Origin of the sequence: Pelomonas aquatica (assembly GCF_026712205.1) — a bacterium.
Classification (GTDB): Bacteria; Pseudomonadota; Gammaproteobacteria; order Burkholderiales; family Burkholderiaceae_C; genus Pelomonas; species Pelomonas aquatica.
Window position 1 is genome coordinate 144,304 of sequence record NZ_JAPPUW010000003.1, and the last position, 15,742, is coordinate 160,045.

Annotated in this window: 23 protein-coding genes; 6 read left to right on the forward strand and 17 right to left on the reverse strand. The window is 70.3% G+C overall.

The window, feature by feature from the left end; translation table 11 throughout:
- Window positions 1-42 precede the first annotated feature (42 nt).
- Genes NYP07_RS04380 through NYP07_RS04405 form a run of 6 tightly spaced genes read left to right on the forward strand, consistent with a single transcriptional unit; the run spans window position 43 to window position 5,147 of the window.
- Window positions 43-402, forward strand: coding sequence for a DUF1636 domain-containing protein (locus NYP07_RS04380; protein WP_268147839.1), 360 nt, complete (start codon window positions 43-45; stop codon window positions 400-402).
- Window positions 402-1,319, forward strand: a complete 918-nt coding sequence (cbiB, locus tag NYP07_RS04385) for an adenosylcobinamide-phosphate synthase CbiB (RefSeq protein ID WP_268147841.1) — start codon at window positions 402-404, stop codon at window positions 1,317-1,319. The genes NYP07_RS04380 and cbiB overlap by 1 nt, the downstream gene beginning before the upstream one ends.
- Window positions 1,316-2,299, forward strand: coding sequence for an aminotransferase class I/II-fold pyridoxal phosphate-dependent enzyme (locus tag NYP07_RS04390; protein ID WP_268147843.1), 984 nt, complete (start codon window positions 1,316-1,318; stop codon window positions 2,297-2,299). The genes cbiB and NYP07_RS04390 overlap by 4 nt, the downstream gene beginning before the upstream one ends.
- Entirely contained in the window at window positions 2,296-3,828 is a 1,533-nt protein-coding gene (locus NYP07_RS04395; protein ID WP_268147845.1) for a cobyric acid synthase, read from the forward strand. Before NYP07_RS04390 ends, NYP07_RS04395 begins: the two co-directional genes overlap by 4 nt.
- Before the next feature lie 32 nt (window positions 3,829-3,860).
- On the forward strand, window positions 3,861-4,088 hold the full coding sequence (locus tag NYP07_RS04400; protein ID WP_268147847.1) for a hypothetical protein: 228 nt from the start codon (window positions 3,861-3,863) through the stop codon (window positions 4,086-4,088).
- A 51-nt stretch (window positions 4,089-4,139) separates the two neighbouring features.
- Window positions 4,140-5,147 carry a S1/P1 nuclease gene (locus NYP07_RS04405; protein WP_268147849.1) on the forward strand — a complete coding sequence of 336 codons (1,008 nt, stop codon included), beginning with the start codon at window positions 4,140-4,142 and terminating at the stop codon, window positions 5,145-5,147.
- Here NYP07_RS04405 and NYP07_RS04410 read toward each other — a convergent pair.
- The 17 genes from NYP07_RS04410 to NYP07_RS04490 all read right to left on the reverse strand — a co-directional run bounded on the left by NYP07_RS04410 (window position 5,077) and on the right by NYP07_RS04490 (window position 15,712).
- Window positions 5,077-5,982 (reverse strand): hypothetical protein, encoded by a 906-nt coding sequence (locus NYP07_RS04410; RefSeq protein WP_268147851.1) that lies wholly within the window; start codon window positions 5,980-5,982, stop codon window positions 5,077-5,079. The two genes, NYP07_RS04405 and NYP07_RS04410, sit on opposite strands and share 71 nt — an antisense overlap.
- A gap of 112 nt (window positions 5,983-6,094) precedes the next feature.
- Window positions 6,095-6,271: a hypothetical protein gene (locus tag NYP07_RS04415; RefSeq protein ID WP_268147853.1), complete on the reverse strand. Its 177-nt coding sequence runs from the start codon at window positions 6,269-6,271 to the stop codon at window positions 6,095-6,097.
- Window positions 6,259-6,432 (reverse strand): DUF1501 domain-containing protein, encoded by a 174-nt coding sequence (locus NYP07_RS04420; protein WP_268147855.1) that lies wholly within the window; start codon window positions 6,430-6,432, stop codon window positions 6,259-6,261. Before NYP07_RS04420 ends, NYP07_RS04415 begins: the two co-directional genes overlap by 13 nt.
- 59 nt (window positions 6,433-6,491) lie before the next feature.
- Entirely contained in the window at window positions 6,492-6,746 is a 255-nt protein-coding gene (locus NYP07_RS04425; RefSeq protein ID WP_268147857.1) for a YfhL family 4Fe-4S dicluster ferredoxin, read from the reverse strand.
- A gap of 2 nt (window positions 6,747-6,748) precedes the next feature.
- Window positions 6,749-7,258 carry a pantetheine-phosphate adenylyltransferase gene (coaD, locus tag NYP07_RS04430; protein ID WP_268147859.1) on the reverse strand — a complete coding sequence of 170 codons (510 nt, stop codon included), beginning with the start codon at window positions 7,256-7,258 and terminating at the stop codon, window positions 6,749-6,751.
- Window positions 7,259-7,336: 78 nt separating this feature from the next.
- Window positions 7,337-7,888 (reverse strand): 16S rRNA (guanine(966)-N(2))-methyltransferase RsmD, encoded by a 552-nt coding sequence (gene rsmD / locus NYP07_RS04435; protein WP_268147861.1) that lies wholly within the window; start codon window positions 7,886-7,888, stop codon window positions 7,337-7,339.
- Window positions 7,888-8,649, reverse strand: coding sequence for an imidazole glycerol phosphate synthase subunit HisF (gene hisF / locus NYP07_RS04440; RefSeq protein WP_268147863.1), 762 nt, complete (start codon window positions 8,647-8,649; stop codon window positions 7,888-7,890). Before hisF ends, rsmD begins: the two co-directional genes overlap by 1 nt.
- Before the next feature lie 163 nt (window positions 8,650-8,812).
- The gene (gene hisA / locus NYP07_RS04445; protein WP_268147865.1) at window positions 8,813-9,562 is read right to left on the reverse strand and encodes a 1-(5-phosphoribosyl)-5-[(5-phosphoribosylamino)methylideneamino]imidazole-4-carboxamide isomerase; all 750 of its coding nucleotides are present in this window, start codon (window positions 9,560-9,562) and stop codon (window positions 8,813-8,815) included.
- 45 nt (window positions 9,563-9,607) lie between these two features.
- Window positions 9,608-10,243 (reverse strand): imidazole glycerol phosphate synthase subunit HisH, encoded by a 636-nt coding sequence (gene hisH / locus NYP07_RS04450; RefSeq protein WP_268147867.1) that lies wholly within the window; start codon window positions 10,241-10,243, stop codon window positions 9,608-9,610.
- 95 nt (window positions 10,244-10,338) lie between these two features.
- Window positions 10,339-10,953: an imidazoleglycerol-phosphate dehydratase HisB gene (hisB, locus tag NYP07_RS04455; protein WP_268147869.1), complete on the reverse strand. Its 615-nt coding sequence runs from the start codon at window positions 10,951-10,953 to the stop codon at window positions 10,339-10,341.
- Window positions 10,941-12,023, reverse strand: coding sequence for a histidinol-phosphate transaminase (hisC, locus tag NYP07_RS04460; RefSeq protein ID WP_268147871.1), 1,083 nt, complete (start codon window positions 12,021-12,023; stop codon window positions 10,941-10,943). Before hisC ends, hisB begins: the two co-directional genes overlap by 13 nt.
- Window positions 12,020-12,454 carry a PIN domain-containing protein gene (locus tag NYP07_RS04465; RefSeq protein WP_268147873.1) on the reverse strand — a complete coding sequence of 145 codons (435 nt, stop codon included), beginning with the start codon at window positions 12,452-12,454 and terminating at the stop codon, window positions 12,020-12,022. The genes hisC and NYP07_RS04465 overlap by 4 nt, the downstream gene beginning before the upstream one ends.
- Complete coding sequence (locus tag NYP07_RS04470) at window positions 12,451-12,669, reverse strand: CopG family transcriptional regulator (protein WP_268147875.1); 219 nt, start codon at window positions 12,667-12,669, stop codon at window positions 12,451-12,453. Before NYP07_RS04470 ends, NYP07_RS04465 begins: the two co-directional genes overlap by 4 nt.
- A 55-nt stretch (window positions 12,670-12,724) precedes the next feature.
- Window positions 12,725-14,029 (reverse strand): histidinol dehydrogenase, encoded by a 1,305-nt coding sequence (gene hisD, locus NYP07_RS04475; protein WP_268147877.1) that lies wholly within the window; start codon window positions 14,027-14,029, stop codon window positions 12,725-12,727.
- On the reverse strand, window positions 14,026-14,682 hold the full coding sequence (gene hisG, locus NYP07_RS04480) for an ATP phosphoribosyltransferase (protein ID WP_268147879.1): 657 nt from the start codon (window positions 14,680-14,682) through the stop codon (window positions 14,026-14,028). Before hisG ends, hisD begins: the two co-directional genes overlap by 4 nt.
- Window positions 14,679-14,918 carry a BolA family protein gene (locus NYP07_RS04485; protein ID WP_268147881.1) on the reverse strand — a complete coding sequence of 80 codons (240 nt, stop codon included), beginning with the start codon at window positions 14,916-14,918 and terminating at the stop codon, window positions 14,679-14,681. The genes hisG and NYP07_RS04485 overlap by 4 nt, the downstream gene beginning before the upstream one ends.
- Window positions 14,919-14,947: 29 nt before the next feature.
- Window positions 14,948-15,712: an ABC transporter permease gene (locus tag NYP07_RS04490; protein ID WP_268147883.1), complete on the reverse strand. Its 765-nt coding sequence runs from the start codon at window positions 15,710-15,712 to the stop codon at window positions 14,948-14,950.
- Window positions 15,713-15,742: the final 30 nt, after the last annotated feature.

Here is a 15,742-nt window from a genome sequence, read left to right on the forward strand (position 1 = left end):
AACATGGCGGTATCACCAAGGGCCTGAAAGCAAGGGACTTCGATGAATAGCGAGCGGTCAACTGCCGGATCAAGGCTAACCATCTGCACGACCTGCGCCGACGGCCAGGGCCAGGCGCTGCTGGAGGCCGTCGAGAACGAAGCCCTGGCGCGCGACTGCACGCTGCCCATCCGCGGCCAGGCCTGCATGGCGGCCTGTAGCCAGAGCTGCACGGCGGCGCTGCAAGGCCAGGGCAAGCACAGCTATCTGTTCGGCCAGCTCGCGCCCGACGCGGCCTGCGTCGATGCGCTGCTCGCCGTGGCCGCCCAGCATGCCGAGCCGGGCGACGGCCTGCTGGCCTGGGAGCGCCGGCCGGAGCGGCTCAAGCGCGGCCTCGTCGCGCGGCTGCCGCCGCTGCGCTGATGCAGGCCCTGCTGCCGTTGGCGATGGGGGTGGCCCTGCTGGTGGACCACCTCGGCGAGCCGCCGGCCTGGGCGCATCCCGTCGTCGGCATGGGCCGCTACCTCGGCCTGTTCCGGCTGGACAAGCTGCCGCCGGCGCCAGGCTTCATCGCCGGCGCACTGGCCTGGCTGGTCGGCGCCGCGGCGGTGGCCTTCATCGCGCTGTGGCTGCAGGGCCATCTGCTGCTGGCGCTGCGACCGTGGAGCTCGCCGCTGCGTCTGCTCGCCACGGCCGCGCTGACCGGCCTGTTGCTCAAGCCGCTGCTGGCCTGGCGCATGCTCGCCGACGAGGCCATGGCCGTGGAGACCGCGCTGGGCAAATCGCTGGACGCCGGCCGCGCGCGGCTGTCGCGCCTCGTCAGCCGCGACACCTCGGCCCTCAGCGAGACCGAGGTGCGCGAGGCCGCCATCGAGACCCTGGCCGAGAACCTGAACGACTCCGTCGTCGCGCCGCTGTTCTGGTTCGCCATCGCCGGCCTGCCCGGCGCGGCGGTCTACCGCTTCGCCAACACGGCGGACGCGATGTGGGGCTACCGCGACGAACGCGAGTGGTGCGGCAAGTGGGCCGCGCGCGCGGACGACCTGCTGTCCTGGCTGCCGGCGCGGCTGACGGCCCTGGTGCTGTTGCCGCCCTCGCTGCTCGGGGTCATGCGAGAGGCCCACCGCACGCCCTCGCCCAACAGCGGCTGGCCGATGGCGGCGATGGCGCTGCGGCTGGACCTCAGACTGTCCAAGCCCAGTGTCTACACGTTGCACGCCGCCGGCCGCAGCGCCACGGCCGCCGACCTGCCCGCCGCACGCGCCGTCGCGCAGCAGGCCGTCGTCGCGGGCACGGTTCTGGCGGCTGCGTTAGCCTGGGCCCTGAGGGGGACGACATGAACCCATTGCAAGCCGAACACGGTGGCCCGGACGGCGGCCAGCCCGTCGACCACGACTTCTCGACCAACGCCAGCCCGATGGGCCCGCCGCCCGCGCTGTGGCGCGCCGTGCAGGCGGCCGACCGGCAGGCCTACCCCGATCCGGCCTACCGCACGCTGCGCCGCCACCTCGCCGGCGCGGGCCAATGGGACCTGGTGCTGCCTACCGCCGGCGGCGCCGAGGGCATCCGCCGGCTGACGCTGGCCGCGATGCTGGCCGGCCGCCGCGAGGCCTGGGTGCCGCAGCCGGGCTTCGGCGACTACGCCCTCGCCGCCCAGGCCCTGGGCCTGGCGGTCAAGCCCTACGCCGAGCCGGCCGACATCCGCCCGACCGCGCCGGCCCTGGTGTGGATCTGCGAACCCTGCAACCCGACGGGCACGAGCGCCAAGACCCGGCCCGACCTGGGCGGCCACCTCGTCGCCGTGGACCACGCCTACGAGCCGCTGCGCCTGCAGGGTGACGCACCGGCGCTGCCGCCCGGCGCCTGGCAGCTCGTCTGCCCCAACAAGGCCCTCGGCCTGACCGGCGTGCGCGCCGGCTATCTCGTCGCGCCCGCGGCCGACGAGACCTGGGCGCGCGCGCTGTCGCTGGCGCCGAGCTGGGTGCTGTCGGCCGAGGGCGTCGCGATGCTGGAGCACTGGCCCTCGGCCGAGACCCGGGCCTGGCTGGCCGAGGCCCGCACCCAGCTGCGCGCCTGGACCGCATCGCAACGCGCACTGCTGGCCGGCGAGGGCTGGCTGCAGAACCCGAGCTGCACCAACTTCTGGCTGGCCCGCCCGCCGCGGCCCGACATCGCGCCCCGGCTGCGCGAGCGCGGCATCCGCCTGCGCGATGCGGCGTCCTTCGGGCTGGACGGCTGGGTGCGCGTGTCGGCCCAGCCGCCGCGCAGCCAGGCCGCGCTGCAGCAGGCGCTGGTCGAGATCGAGGGCGAGGATTCATGAGCCGGGGCAAGGCGGTGATGGTGCTGGGCACGACCAGCGGCGCTGGAAAAAGCTGGCTGGCCACGGCCCTGTGCCGCTGGTATGCCCGCCAGGGGCTGAAGGTCGCGCCCTTCAAGGCCCAGAACATGAGCAACAACGCGCGCGTCGTGCCGGGCTTGCCTGGCCCCTCGCTCCTGCGTACAGGAGCGGTCCCCCGCGGGGACGCCGCTGGGCTTGGGAGCGGCCCGGCGCCCAGCTACGGCCTGATGGGCGAGATCGGCAGCGCGCAGTATTTCCAGGCCCTGGCCGCGCGCCGCGTGCCCGAGGTGCGCATGAACCCCGTGCTGCTCAAGCCCGAGGCCGACACGCGGAGCCAGGTCGTCGTGCTGGGCGAGGTGGACGCGGCGCTGTCCCGCCTGCCCTGGCGCGAGCGCAGCGCGCTGCTCAGGCCGCGCGCGCGTGCCGCGCTGTTCGAGCTGATGAGCGAGAACGACGTCGTCGTCATCGAGGGCGCGGGCTCGCCGGCCGAGATCAACCTGGCGCCGTCCGACTACGTCAACCTCGGCACCGCGCGCGACTCGCGGGCGGCCTGCCTGCTCGTCACCGACATCGACCGCGGCGGCGCCTTCGCCCACCTCTACGGCACCCACCAGCTGATGCCCGAGGACGTGCGCGCCCAGGTCAGGGGCTTCGTGCTGAACCGCTTCCGCGGCGACGCCGGCCTGCTGTCGCCCGGCCCCGAGCTGCTGCAGCGCCTGACCGGCGTGCCCACCATCGCGACGCTGCCGATGTGGCGCGGCCACGGCCTGCCGGAGGAAGACGGCGTGTATGACGACTCGGCGACCGGCCATGGAGGCGGCGGCCTGCACATCGCCATCGTCGCCTACCCGCGCCTGTCCAACCTCGACGAGTTCCAGCCGCTGCGCCAGCTGCCCGGCGTGCGCCTGTCCTGGGCCCGCGAGCCGCGCGACCTGGCAGGGGCGGACTGGATCATCCTGCCCGGCTCCAAGGCCACGGCGGCCGACCTGGCCTGGCTACGCGCACAGAAGCTGGATGCCGCGATCAACAGCCACCGCGGCCGCGTGCTGGGCATCTGCGGCGGCCTGCAGATGCTGGGCGAGGCACTGATCGACACCCACGGCGTCGACGGCAACGCGCCGGGCCTGGGCCTGCTGCCGCTGGTGACCGCCTTCGAGCCCGAGAAGCTGCTGCAGAACACGGCCCTGGGCTTCGACGCCGCGCTGGACGCCCCCTGGGCCGCGCTGGCCGGCGTGCAGGCCCAGGGCTACGAGATCCGCCACGGCCGCACCCAGCCCCACCCCGGCCTGCCGGCGCCGCGCGTGGCGCTGCGCAACGCGGCCGGCGAGGCCATCGGCTGGCAGGCCGGGCGCGTGCTCGGCGTCTACGCCCACGGCCTGTTCGAGCAGCCCGCCGTGCTGCAGGCGCTGTTCGGCCAGTCGGGGCGCTCGCTGGATTCGGTGTTCGACGGGCTGGCGGATTTCGTGGACCTGCACTTCCAGCCCGGCAGCCTGGCCTCGCTGATCCGCTGACCGCGCGCGCCGCCATCGATACTCGCCATCAGATGCCCAAGACCACCACCCTCGCCCTGTCCCTGTGCTGCCTGCTCGGCGGCTGCGCCATGCCCAGGCTGCAGCGCCCGGCCGAGGCCTTCAACGAGTTGAGCAAGACCAACCAGGCGCAGCTGGAAGCGCAGTGCGGCAACGCCGGCCAGCAGGCCGTCGACTGCAGGCGGCGCGTCCGCGAGGAATTCGCGGCGCAGCGCCAGAAGAACGATCAGGCTGGCCGTTAGGCGAGTGCAGGATGCCGCTGCCGTCCTTCCGCATCGCCGTTTGACCGTCCCATGCGCCGCCTCCTTGCCGCCGCATTGACCGCACTGCCGCTGGCCGCCCAGGCCTGGGGTGCCGACGGCCACCAGACCGTCGCCGTCATCGCCGCCGGCCTCCTCAAGGGCACGCCGGCGGAGGCGCGCGTGGCGGCCCTGCTGGGCGACATGCCGCTGCCGCTGGCCGCCATCTGGGCCGATTGCGCCAAGGGCATCTCGCCCGGCCAGGGCTACGCCTACCCGGCACCCGGCAGATACCCGGCCTGCGCGCCGCTTGAGACGCCGGACCGCATCGCCGAGATGGCCGACTATGTGAGGCGCAATGACCGCCAATGCGCCCTCGGCCCGGAAGAGAGCAGCTGCCACGGCCAGACGCATTACGCCGACCTGGCCCTGCAGCGCAGCCGCTACCTGCCCGGCTTCACCGGCACGCGGCCCGACGACGTCGTCGGTGCGCTGCGCCAGGCCGTCCTCGTGCTGCAGGGCCGGCCGACGACGGGCCAGCCCAGCCTCAAGAGCCCGCGCGAGGCCTTGCTGGTGCTGGTGCATCTGGTGGGCGACATCCACCAGCCACTGCACGTCGCCGGGCCCTATCTCGACGCCCGGGGCCAGCGCATCGACCCCGATCAGACCGGGCTGGACCCGGCCAGCTTCACGGTCGGCGGCAACAGCTTCCCGCTGCCGCAGGCCGCGCCGACCGGGCCGAAGAATTTCCACGCCTACTGGGACGGCGTGCCCGCCGCCTTCAGGCCGCCCCGCGTCGACGCCGCCTGGCTGGCCGAGGCGCGCCGGGTCGATGTAGACGCGGGCGATGCGGTGGACTGGCCCGCCCGCTGGGCCACGCAGTCGCTGGAGCAGGCGGCCCTGGCCTACGAGGGCCTGCTGTTCTCGCCCCGCGAGGGCCAGCAGTGGAACGTCCGCCTGCCCCGCGGCTACGACGCGAGGGCGGATGCGATCAAGCAGCAGCAGCTGACGCGGGCGGGGGCAAGGCTGGCGTGGGTGTTGAAGGCGGTGTTTGCGAACTGACAGCTGGCAATTCACCTTCGAGCTGCGCAATAAGAGCGTTGAACCGCTCCTCCATTCGCTGCATTTGCCGACGCATCTGTCCTTCCAACTCGTCCAGTTCTCCATCCAATCCGAGATCGCGGCGGAGTTCAATCATCACAGGCAACTGCCGCGGAGCAAGGTCTCGAAGGTTGGCAAGGAGCGTACGCTGGAAAGCAATGTTGGTTTCGTTGAAGCGCGCCCAAGCATCGCTGCGCTCCGCAGCGAACTTATCGCTCTGCCCGGAATGAAATTTGAAACCAGCCTGAAGAGCGCGGAAGACTGCTGGATCAGGCTTCCCTGATTCATTGAGCTTCGCCATCTCGGCCAGGATTCGAGTGTTCTCTGCCTGCGCCAGCGTGTAGTGACGGTCGGCGATTTGAATGTCCGAGTTCGCGGCATGAACTGATCGCAACGCCCCGAACAGATCAAAGACCAACTCGACGTACTCACCAACCAACTTATTGACGAGCAGTGCCGTCTTCGACTCGGCCACCAACTGGAGACGCGCTGCAGCTGCGAAGAAACCTTGTAGACCATCGCCGATGTTGACCTTTGTGGGGTCAAGATTCGGGAGTCCAGCCAAATGTGAATTGGCTTTCGTGAGCTCCTCGATAGCGCGAAGGTACACGTCTCGCCGCAGTGCTGCTGTTCGCTCCTTGGCCTTCTCGGCTGCGTCATGTCGGAGCTGAATACGCAGGCGTGCGGTATTCCCGTGGTTGGAGAGAAAAACGCCACTCAGCGCAAGGATGGCACCAATGATCCCCGACCAAACAGTGGCGGGGATAGATGCCAAGAACGATGCAAAGGCTTGCATGGGAGACGACGAACCCGTTCCAGGGCGACATCCGCTGCTACCGCAATTGGCGCACCCCTCGGCATGTCCCTGTCTGCCTCCGACTATGCCAACAAACTCAGCACAGCAGACCCTATGCCCAGCCCCGAATCCGATCAAACGCACCCGCATGCGGCCACACCGCCGTCAGCGTCGTCGCATCCGCGCCGAACCACTTCGCCAGTTCGGCGTCGACCTGATCCGTTGCCGCCGTCGGCAGCCACACGCCCCGGCCGACGTCGTAAGGCCCGCCCAGCGTCAGGTCGGGCATGCGACCCAGGAGCTTGCCGACGTTCGCGCCGCGCCGCCGACGACAACGAAGTGATGGTTGCCCCAGCCATGGTCGGTGTCGCTGCCATTGCTGGCAAAGGTGCGGCCGCAGTCGCTGGCGTTGAACAGCGTGACGCTGTCGGCCAGACCCAGGCTGGCCATGGCGGCGTTTGCGGATTGACTGCGCACAGGCCAGGCATGCGCAAGCCGCAAGACGATCGCTATGCCGTCGCCGAGGTGAGGCGCTGGTATTTCTGCATCAGCGTCTCGCGGCTTTCGATATGGGCCGGGTTGATCGGGATGCAGGCCACGGGGCAGAGCATCACGCACTGCGGCTCGTCGAAGTGGCCGACGCACTCGGTGCATTTGGCCGGGTCGATCTTGTAGAACTCCTCGCCCATCGAGATCGCGTTGTTCGGGCAGGCGGGCTCGCAGACGTCGCAGTTGATGCACTCATCGGTAATCATCAAGGCCATCGTCAGCCCCCCTTCCTGCAGCGCTCGTTCAGGCGCGCCAGCACGCCGGGCGACACGAACTCGGCCACGTCGCCGCCCAGCGTCGCGATCTCGCGCACGAAGGTGCTGGACGTGTACTGGTGGTGCTCGCCGGGGGTCAGGAAGATGGTCTCGACCTCGGGCATGAGCTTGCGGTTCATGCCGGCCATCTGGAACTCGTATTCGAAGTCGCCGCCGGTGCGCAGGCCGCGCACGACGACGCGGCCCGCATGCGTGCGCACGAAGTCGCGCAGCAGGCCGTCGAAGGCGATGACCTCGACGTTGCCTTGCGGGCAGCACTGCGCCGCCACTTCCTGTGCCATCGCCAGCCGCTCATCGAGCGTGAACATGGTCTTCTTGTGATGGCCCACGGCCACCGCCAGCACCAGGCGCTCGAACATTCCGGCGGCGCGGCGCATCAGGTCTTCGTGGCCCAAGGTGATCGGGTCGAAGGTGCCGGGATAGATGGCCGTGATCTGCGTGCGGGAGGTCATCTCAGTGCCGCCCGGCCGCCCGAAGGCACTTAGGCGCCCCCTCGGGGGGCAGCGAGCGAAGCGAACGTGTGGGCGTGATCATGAAGCCGGATTGTCCTCGCGTCGCAGCAACTGGTAGTGCACGGCGCCGGCACGCCCCTGCCGCAGCACAAAGAATCCGGCCGGCGCCGGGATCTCGCGCGGCGCCTCGACGTAGATCAGGCCGCCCTCGCCCACCAGCGGCATCGCGGCGGCGAGCGCGGCGTCGAACAGGTCGGCGGCGAACGGCGGGTCCAGCATGACGAGGTCGAAGGCGCCACGCGGCGCGGCCTTCATCCAGACGAGCGCATCGGCCGCGTGCACGGTCAGCGTCGTCGCCTTCAGCCGCTGCACGCTGGCGCGCAGGCCGGCGACGAGCCTGGCGTCGCGCTCGACGAGCACGACCTCGGCGGCCTCGCGCGACGCGGCCTCGAAGCCCAGCGCGCCGCTGCCGGCAAAGGCGTCCAGCACGCGCCAGCCGGTCAGCGTCTGGCCCAGCCAGTTGAACAGCGTCTCGCGGATGCGGTCGGACGTGGGGCGCAGGCCGGGGGCGTCGGGCACGGGCAGCTTGGAGCGCTTCCATTGGCCGCCGATGATGCGGACTTCACCCATCAGATGCGGACTGGAATCCCGCGCGCGGCCATCAGGGCCTTGGCCTCTCCGACCGTGTGCTCGCCGAAGTGGAAGATGCTGGCGGCCAGCACCGCGTCGGCGCCGCCCTGAGTGATGCCGTCGGCCAGGTCGCTCAGCGAGCCGACGCCGCCCGACGCGATGACGGGCACGGGCACGGCGTCGCTGACGGCGCGGGTCAGTTCCAGGTCGAAGCCGCTCCTGGTGCCGTCGCGGTCCATGCTGGTCAGCAGGATCTCGCCGGCGCCGAACTCGGCCATCTGTTTCGCCCAGGCGACGGCATCGAGGCCGACGTTCTTGCGGCCGCCGTGGGTGTAGACGTCCCAGCCCGAGCCATCGGGGCGGCGCTTCGCGTCGATGGCGACGACGATGCACTGGGCGCCGTATCTGTCGCTGGCGGCACGAATCAGCCCGGGGTCGGCCACGGCCGCGGAGTTGAAGCTCACCTTGTCGGCGCCGGCATTCAGCAGCCGGCGCACGTCGGCCACCGAGCGCACGCCGCCGCCCACGGTCAGCGGGATGAAGACCTGGCTGGCCACCGACTCGATGATGTGCAGGATGAGGTCGCGGCCGTCGCTCGTCGCGGTAATGTCGAGGAAGGTGATCTCGTCGGCGCCCTGCTCGTTGTAGCGGGCGGCGATGTCCACCGGATCGCCCGCGTCACGCAGGCCGACGAAGTTGACGCCCTTGACGACGCGGCCGGCCGTGACGTCCAGGCAGGGGATGATGCGTTTGGCGAGCACTTGTCAGCGGCGCGTGGCCGTCCAGAGCCGCTGACGCGCCCCCGCGGGGGGCTGAGCCCGCACACGGAGCGCCCAGTGGGCGATTCGTGGCTGGCGAAGAACTGCGCCACTGGCGCAGTGCGGCCTGCAAGGCAGTGAACGGAGTGAGCGTGGGGGCTGCATGTCAGGCCTGCGCCGCCATCAGTGCGTCGGCGCGCACCTGGGCCGCGGTGAAGTCCAGCGCGCCGGTGTAGATCGAGCGGCCGCAGATGACGCCCTCCACGCCGTCGCCGAACACGGCGCACAGGCGCTCGATGTCGGCGATGTCCGAGAGGCCGCCCGAGGCGATGACGGGAATGGTCAGCGCCTGCGCCAGCTTGACGGTGGCCTCGATGTTGATGCCGGTCAGCATGCCGTCGCGGCCGATGTCGGTGTAGATGACGCCTTCGACGCCGTAGTCCTCGAACTTCTTGGCCAGGTCGACGACCTCGTGGCCGGTCAGCTTGCTCCAGCCGTCGGTGGCGACCTTGCCGTCCTTGGCATCCAGGCCGACGATGATGTGGCCGCCGAAGGCGCTGCAGGCGTCCTTCAGGAAGCCGGGGTTCTTGACCGCGGCCGTGCCGATGATGACGTAGCCGAGGCCGTCGTCCAGGTAGCGCTCGATGGTGTCGAGGTCGCGGATGCCGCCGCCGAGCTGGATGGGGATCTGGTCGCCCACCTCCTTGATGATGGCCTTGATGGCGGATTCGTTGACCGGCTTGCCCGCGAAGGCGCCGTTCAGGTCCACCAGGTGCAGGCGCCGCGCGCCGGCGTCGAGCCAGCGGCGCGCCATCGCGGCGGGGTCTTCGCCGAAGGTGGTGGAGTCGTTCATGTCGCCTTGCTTGAGGCGGACGCAGCGACCGTCTTTCAGGTCGATGGCAGGGATCAGCAGCATGGCCGAGGGCAGCGTGGGGAAGTGGGTGAGAAAGCGCGGACCGGCTTATGGTTTCCAGTGCAGGAAATTGCGGTAGAGGGCGAGGCCCAGCGCGGCACTTTTCTCGGGGTGGAATTGCGTCGCAAAAATGTTATCCCGCGCCACTGCGCAGGTAAAGCGCAGGCCGTAGTCGGTCTCGCCGGCGCTGTGTTCGGGCAGCGACGTGGTCGCGTAGAAGCTGTGCACGAAGTAGAACCAGCTCTGGTCCGGAATGCCGGCCCAGACCGGGTGGGGGCGCGGCTGGTGCACGCGGTTCCAGCCCATCTGCGGCACCTTGAAGCGGCTGCCGTCCTCCTGCAGCCGGCCCTCCAGCCGGAAGCGCTGCACGCGGCCCGGGATGAGCCCGAGGCCCGGCGTGTCCTGCTCCTCGCTGTGGTCCAGCAGCATCTGCATGCCGACGCAGACGCCGAGCAGCGGCTTGGTGGCGGCGGCCTCCAGCACGGCTTCCTTCACGCCGGAGTCGGCCAGCTCGCGCATGCAGTCGCGCATGGCGCCCTGGCCGGGCAGCACGACGCGTTCGGCAGCCCGCACGACCTCGGGGTCGCAGGTGATGGCGACGGCCAAGCCCTGGCCCTCGGCGGCATGGATGACGGCCTGCGACACCGAGCGCAGATTGCCCATGCCGTAGTCGACGACGGCCACAACGCGAGCCCCTCGTCGAACGGGTACGTTCGCCGATCCCCCGAGGGGATGCGGGCCGGCTTGGGGCGGCCCGGCGCTCGGCCCTTGGTCCGCGCTCACAGCGAACCCTTGGTCGACGGGATCACGCCGGCCGAGCGCGGGTCCGGCGTCGTGGCCATGCGCAGCGCGCGGCCGAAGGCCTTGAACATGGTCTCGGCCTGGTGGTGGGCGTTGTGCCCCTTCAGGTTGTCGATGTGCACGGTGGCCAGCGCATGGTTGACGAAGCCCTGGAAGAACTCGAAGGTCAGCTGGGTGTCGAAGGCCCCGATGCTGCCGGCCGTGAAACTGACGTCCATATGCAGGCCGGGGCGGCCGGACAGGTCGATGACGACGCGCGACAGCGCCTCGTCCAGCGGCACATAGCTGTGGCCGTAGCGCGTCAGGCCGGCCTTGTCGCCGACGGCCTTGGCCACGGCCAGGCCGAGCGTGATGCCGACGTCTTCCACCGTGTGGTGGCCGTCGATGTGCAGGTCGCCCTCGCAGTGGATGTCCAGGTCGATCAGGCCGTGGCGGGCGATCTGGTCCAGCATGTGGTCGAAGAAGCCGATGCCGGTGTGCAGCTTGGACTGGCCCGTGCCGTCGAGGTTGATGCGCACCGTGATGCGCGTCTCGCGGGTGTTGCGGGTGACTTCGGCGATGCGCGAAGTTGCGGTGGCGTTCAGTTCAGACATGCTTGGAGCGCTTGGAGCAGCAAGGTGTTTTCTTCGGGGGTCCCGACCGTGATGCGCAGGCAGTTCGCGAGCAGCGGGTGCATGGCCGAGACGTTCTTGATCAGCACGCCACGGGCCTTCAGCGCCGCGAAGGTGGCGGCCGCGTCCTGGACCCTGGCCAGGATCATATTGCCCTGGCTGGGCCAGGGCGCAATGCCGGGCATGGCCTGCAGGGCCGCCAGCAGGCGCTCGCGCTGCCGGCGCAGCTCGGCCGCCTGGGCGGCGTAGACCCCGGCATGCTCCAGCGCGAACAGCGCGGCCTCGGCGTTCAGCACGCTGATGTTGTAGGGCGGGCGCAGCTTCTCGACCTGCTCGACCAGCTCGGCCGCGCCGAGCAGATAGCCGATGCGCACGCCGGCGAGGCCGAACTTGCTCATCGTGCGCATGACCAGCACATTGGGCTGGCGGGCCATCAGCGCCAGGCTGTCGGCGCTCGCGAAGGGCTGGTAGGCCTCGTCCATGACGACCAGGCCCGGCGCAGCCTGGGCGATGCGCTCGATGACGGCGGCGTCCCACAACGTGCCGGTCGGGTTGTTCGGGTAGGCCAGATAGACCAGCGCCGGCTGGTGCTCGCGGATGGCGGCCAGCATTGCGGCCTCGTCGAGCTGGAAGTCGCTGGCCCGCAGCGGCACGCCGACGAAGTCCAGCCGCTGCTGGCGCGCCAGCGCCTCGTACATGACGAAGCCGGGCAGGGGCGCGAGCACCTTGGCGCCGGGCCTGGCGACGGCCAAAGTCAGCAGGCCGATCAGTTCGTCCGAGCCATTGCCGAGCGTGACGCCCACGGCGTCGCCCACGCCGGCATGGCGGGCCAGCGCCCGGGCCAGCTCGGCCGTGCGTTCGGCCGGATAGCGGTTCAGCGCGACCGCGCCGAGGCGCTCGCCCAGGGCCTGCTGCAGCTCGGGCGGCAGGCGGTAGGGGTTCTCCATCGCGTCCAGCTTCAGCAGGCCGGTGCTGGGCTGCACGATATAGGCATGGGCCACGCGCACGTCGGGGCGGATGCGGTCCAGGGCTCGTTGGAGCGGTTCGGTCATGGCGCGGCGACGAGGGGGTTGAGGACCTGCACGCTGTCGTAGGCGGCATCGTGAGGCAGGGCGAGGCTGAGCAGGCGGGTGCAGCCCTGGGCCTTGGCGCTGGCGACGACGAGGGCGTCGGCAAACGGCAGGCCGAAGCGGCTTTCCAGCGACCAGGCGGATTCGACCGTGGCCTGGTCGGTCTGCCAGGGCCGCCAGTGCTGGTAGCGGCGCACCTCGGCGCGCACGTCGCCCTGCGGCATGGCCGGGCCGACCTGGCGGGTGGCCAGCAGGTAGAAGTCGTTCAGCACCTGCACCGACACGCGGCCGGTGCGGGTGGACCACAGCATACGCAGCCAGGCGAGCACCTGCTCGCGCTCGGCCGGGCGCGCGCCGTCCTCGCTGAACAGCAGCACGGAGGTGTCGACGAAGACGGGTTCGGTGGCGCTCACAGCACACCCCGGCTCGGATAGGGCTGGCCGTCGGACGACCAGCTGCGCTCGCGGTGCAGCCAGTCCTGCAGCGCGCGCTCGTAGGCGTCGTCGTGCCGCATCTTCTCGGCCAGCAGCTCGCCGAGCAGGCGCGACACGCTGGTGTTGCGCCGTGCGGCCTCCAGCCGGGCCCACTCGGCCACGGCGTCGTCCATGGACACGGTGACGTTCTTCATGGGCCGCAGGGTATCACGAAGTTCGTGTTGCACGAACTTCGTGTCGCATCGAGGTCTAGCGCAGCCGCAGTTCCGCCGCCCGCGCGTGCGCCTGCAGGCCCTCGCCGTGGGCCAGCACGGACGCGATGCGGCCCAGGCCCTGGGCGCCCTCGGCGCTGACCTCGATGAGGCTGCTGCGCTTCTGGAAGTCGTAGACGCCCAGCGGCGACGAGAAGCGCGCGGTGCCGGCCGTGGGCAGCACATGGTTGGGGCCGGCGCAGTAGTCGCCCAGCGACTCGCTGGTGTAGGCGCCCAGGAAGATCGCGCCGGCGTGGCGCAGCAGCGGCTCCCAGCGCTGCGGCTCGGCGGCGCTGATCTCCAGGTGCTCCGGTGCGATGGCGTTGCTGATCTCGCAGGCCTCTTCCATCGAGCGCGTCAGGATCAGCGCACCGCGCCCCTCCAGCGATGCGCGGACGACGGCCTCGCGCGGCAAGGTCGGCAGCAGGCGCTCCATGCTGGCGCGCACGGCGTCGAGGTAGGCGGCGTCGGGGCTGAGCAGGATGCTCTGCGCCAGCTCGTCGTGCTCGGCCTGGCTGAACAGGTCCATGGCCACCCAGTCGGGCGGCGTCGTGCCGTCGGCGATGACGAGAATCTCGCTGGGGCCGGCGATCATGTCGATGCCGACCTGGCCGAACACATGCTTCTTGGCCGACGCGACATAGGCGTTGCCGGGACCGGTGATTTTGTCGACGCGCGGGATGGTGGCCGTGCCGAAGGCCAGCGCTGCCACGGCCTGGGCGCCGCCGATCGTGAACACGCGGTGCACGCCGGCCACGGCCGCGGCCGCCAGCACCAGCGGATTGCGCACGCCGTCCGGCGTGGGCACCACCATGACGATCTCCTGCACGCCGGCGACGTGGGCCGGGATGGCGTTCATCAGCACGCTGCTCGGGTAGGCCGCCTTGCCGCCGGGCACGTAGAGGCCGACGCGGTCCAGCGGCGTGACCTTCTGGCCGAGCAGGTTGCCGTCCTCGTCGCGGTAGCTCCAGGAGAGGCCGCAGGCTTCGAGCTGGCGCTCGTGATAGGCCCGCACGCGCTCGGCCGCGGCCTGCAGCGCATCGCGCTGGGCGGGCGTGATGGAAGCGAGCGCGGCCTGCAGTTCGGCCTGCGTGATTTCGAGCGCGGCGACGCTGTCGGCCGCCAGGCGGTCGAAGCGCTGCGTGTAGGCCAGCACGGCGGCGTCGCCGCGCCTTTGCACGTCGGCCAGGATCTCGGCGACGCGGTCTTCGATGGCCGCATCGGTCTCCGCCGACCAATGGCGCAGGCGCTCGAACTCGGCGGCGAAGTCGGCGGCGGCGGTCGAGAGTTGGCGGAGCTTCATGCGATGGCAGACGCGAAGGCGTCGATCAGCGGGCGCAGCGTGTCTCGCTTGAGCTTGAGCGCGGCCTGGTTGACGACGAGGCGGGAGGAGATGTCCATGATCTGCTCCACCTCCACCAGCTTGTTGGCGCGCAGCGTGCCGCCGGTGGAGACGAGGTCGACGATGGCATCGGCCAGGCCCGTCAGCGGCGCCAACTCCATCGAGCCGTAGAGCTTGATGAGGTCGACGTGCACGCCCTTGTCGGCAAAGTGCTGGCGTGCGATCTCGGTGTATTTGGTGGCCACGCGGATGCGCGAGCCCTGCTTCACGGCGGCGGCGTAGTCGAAGTCGGCGCGCGTGGCGACGCTCATGCGGCAGCGGGCGATCTTCAGGTCCAGCGGCTGGTAGAGGCCGTGCGAGCCGCCCTGGGCCAGCGCCTGCTCGTGCAGCACGTCGCGGCCGGCCACGCCGAGGTCGGCGCCGCCGTATTGCACATAGGTCGGCACGTCGCTGGCGCGCACCAGCACGACGCGCACGCCTTCGCGGTTGGTCGGCAGGATGAGCTTGCGCGAGGTTTCGGGGTCTTCCAGCACCTCGATGCCGGCGGCGCGCAGCAGCGGCAGCGTCTCCTCGAAGATGCGGCCCTTGGACAGGGCGAGGGTCAGGCCGCTCATTGCCGCCACTCCTCGGGCGTCAGCGTCTTCATCGACAGCGCATGGATTTCCTCGCGCATGCGTTCGCCCAGCGCCGCGTAGACGCGCTGGTGGCGCCTGATGCGCGTGAGGCCGGCGAACTCGCTTGAGACGATGGTGGCGAAGAAATGGCGGCCGTCGCCCTCGACTTCCAGATGCGCGCAGGGCAGGCCTGCGGCGATGAAGTCGCGCACTTGTTGCGGAGTCGGGTCGGCCATCACGGGGTCCTCGGTGGAAACCCCAGATTCTAAGAACGGATCTTGTAGCCCTTCTTCAGCAGCGACAAAGCCAGGCCCGCCGTGACCACGAAGCTGACTGCGACGACCACGAAACTCAGCCACGGCGACACGTCGCTGACGCCGAAGAAGCCGCGACGGAAGCCGTCGATCATGTAGAAGAAGGGGTTCAGGTGGCTGATGGCCTGCCAGAACCCGGGCAGCGAATGCACCGAATAGAACACGCCGGACAAAAAGGTCATCGGCATGACGATGAAGTTCTGGAAGGCCGCGAGCTGGTCGAACTTCTCGGCCCACAGGCCGGCGATCAGGCCCAGCGTGCCCATCAGCCCGGCGCCCAGCACCGTGAAGACCAGCACCCACAGCAGGTTGTCCAGGCCCGGCGGCGCGAACCAGGCCGTCACCAGCAGCACGCCCGCGCCCACGGCCAGGCCGCGCACGATGGCCGCGCCGACATAGGCGACGAACCAGGCCGCGGGCGACAGCGGCGTCAGCAGCAGGAAGACGAGGTTGCCGGTGATTTTGCTCTGGATCAGGCTGGACGAGCTGTTGGCGAACGCGTTCTGCAGCACGCTCATCATCACGAGGCCGGGGATCAGGAACTGCGTGTAGCCCACCGTGTCGTAGACCTTCACGTGGTTCTCCAGCGTGTGGCCGAACACCAGCAGGTACATCACCGCCGTCAGCACCGGCGCCGCGACGGTCTGGAAGCTGACCTTCCAGAAACGCAGCACTTCCTTCTTGAAAAGGGTGGAGGCGCCGCTGAATGTGTGCACCCTTCGCGCTTCGCGCTGTCCCGCCAAGCG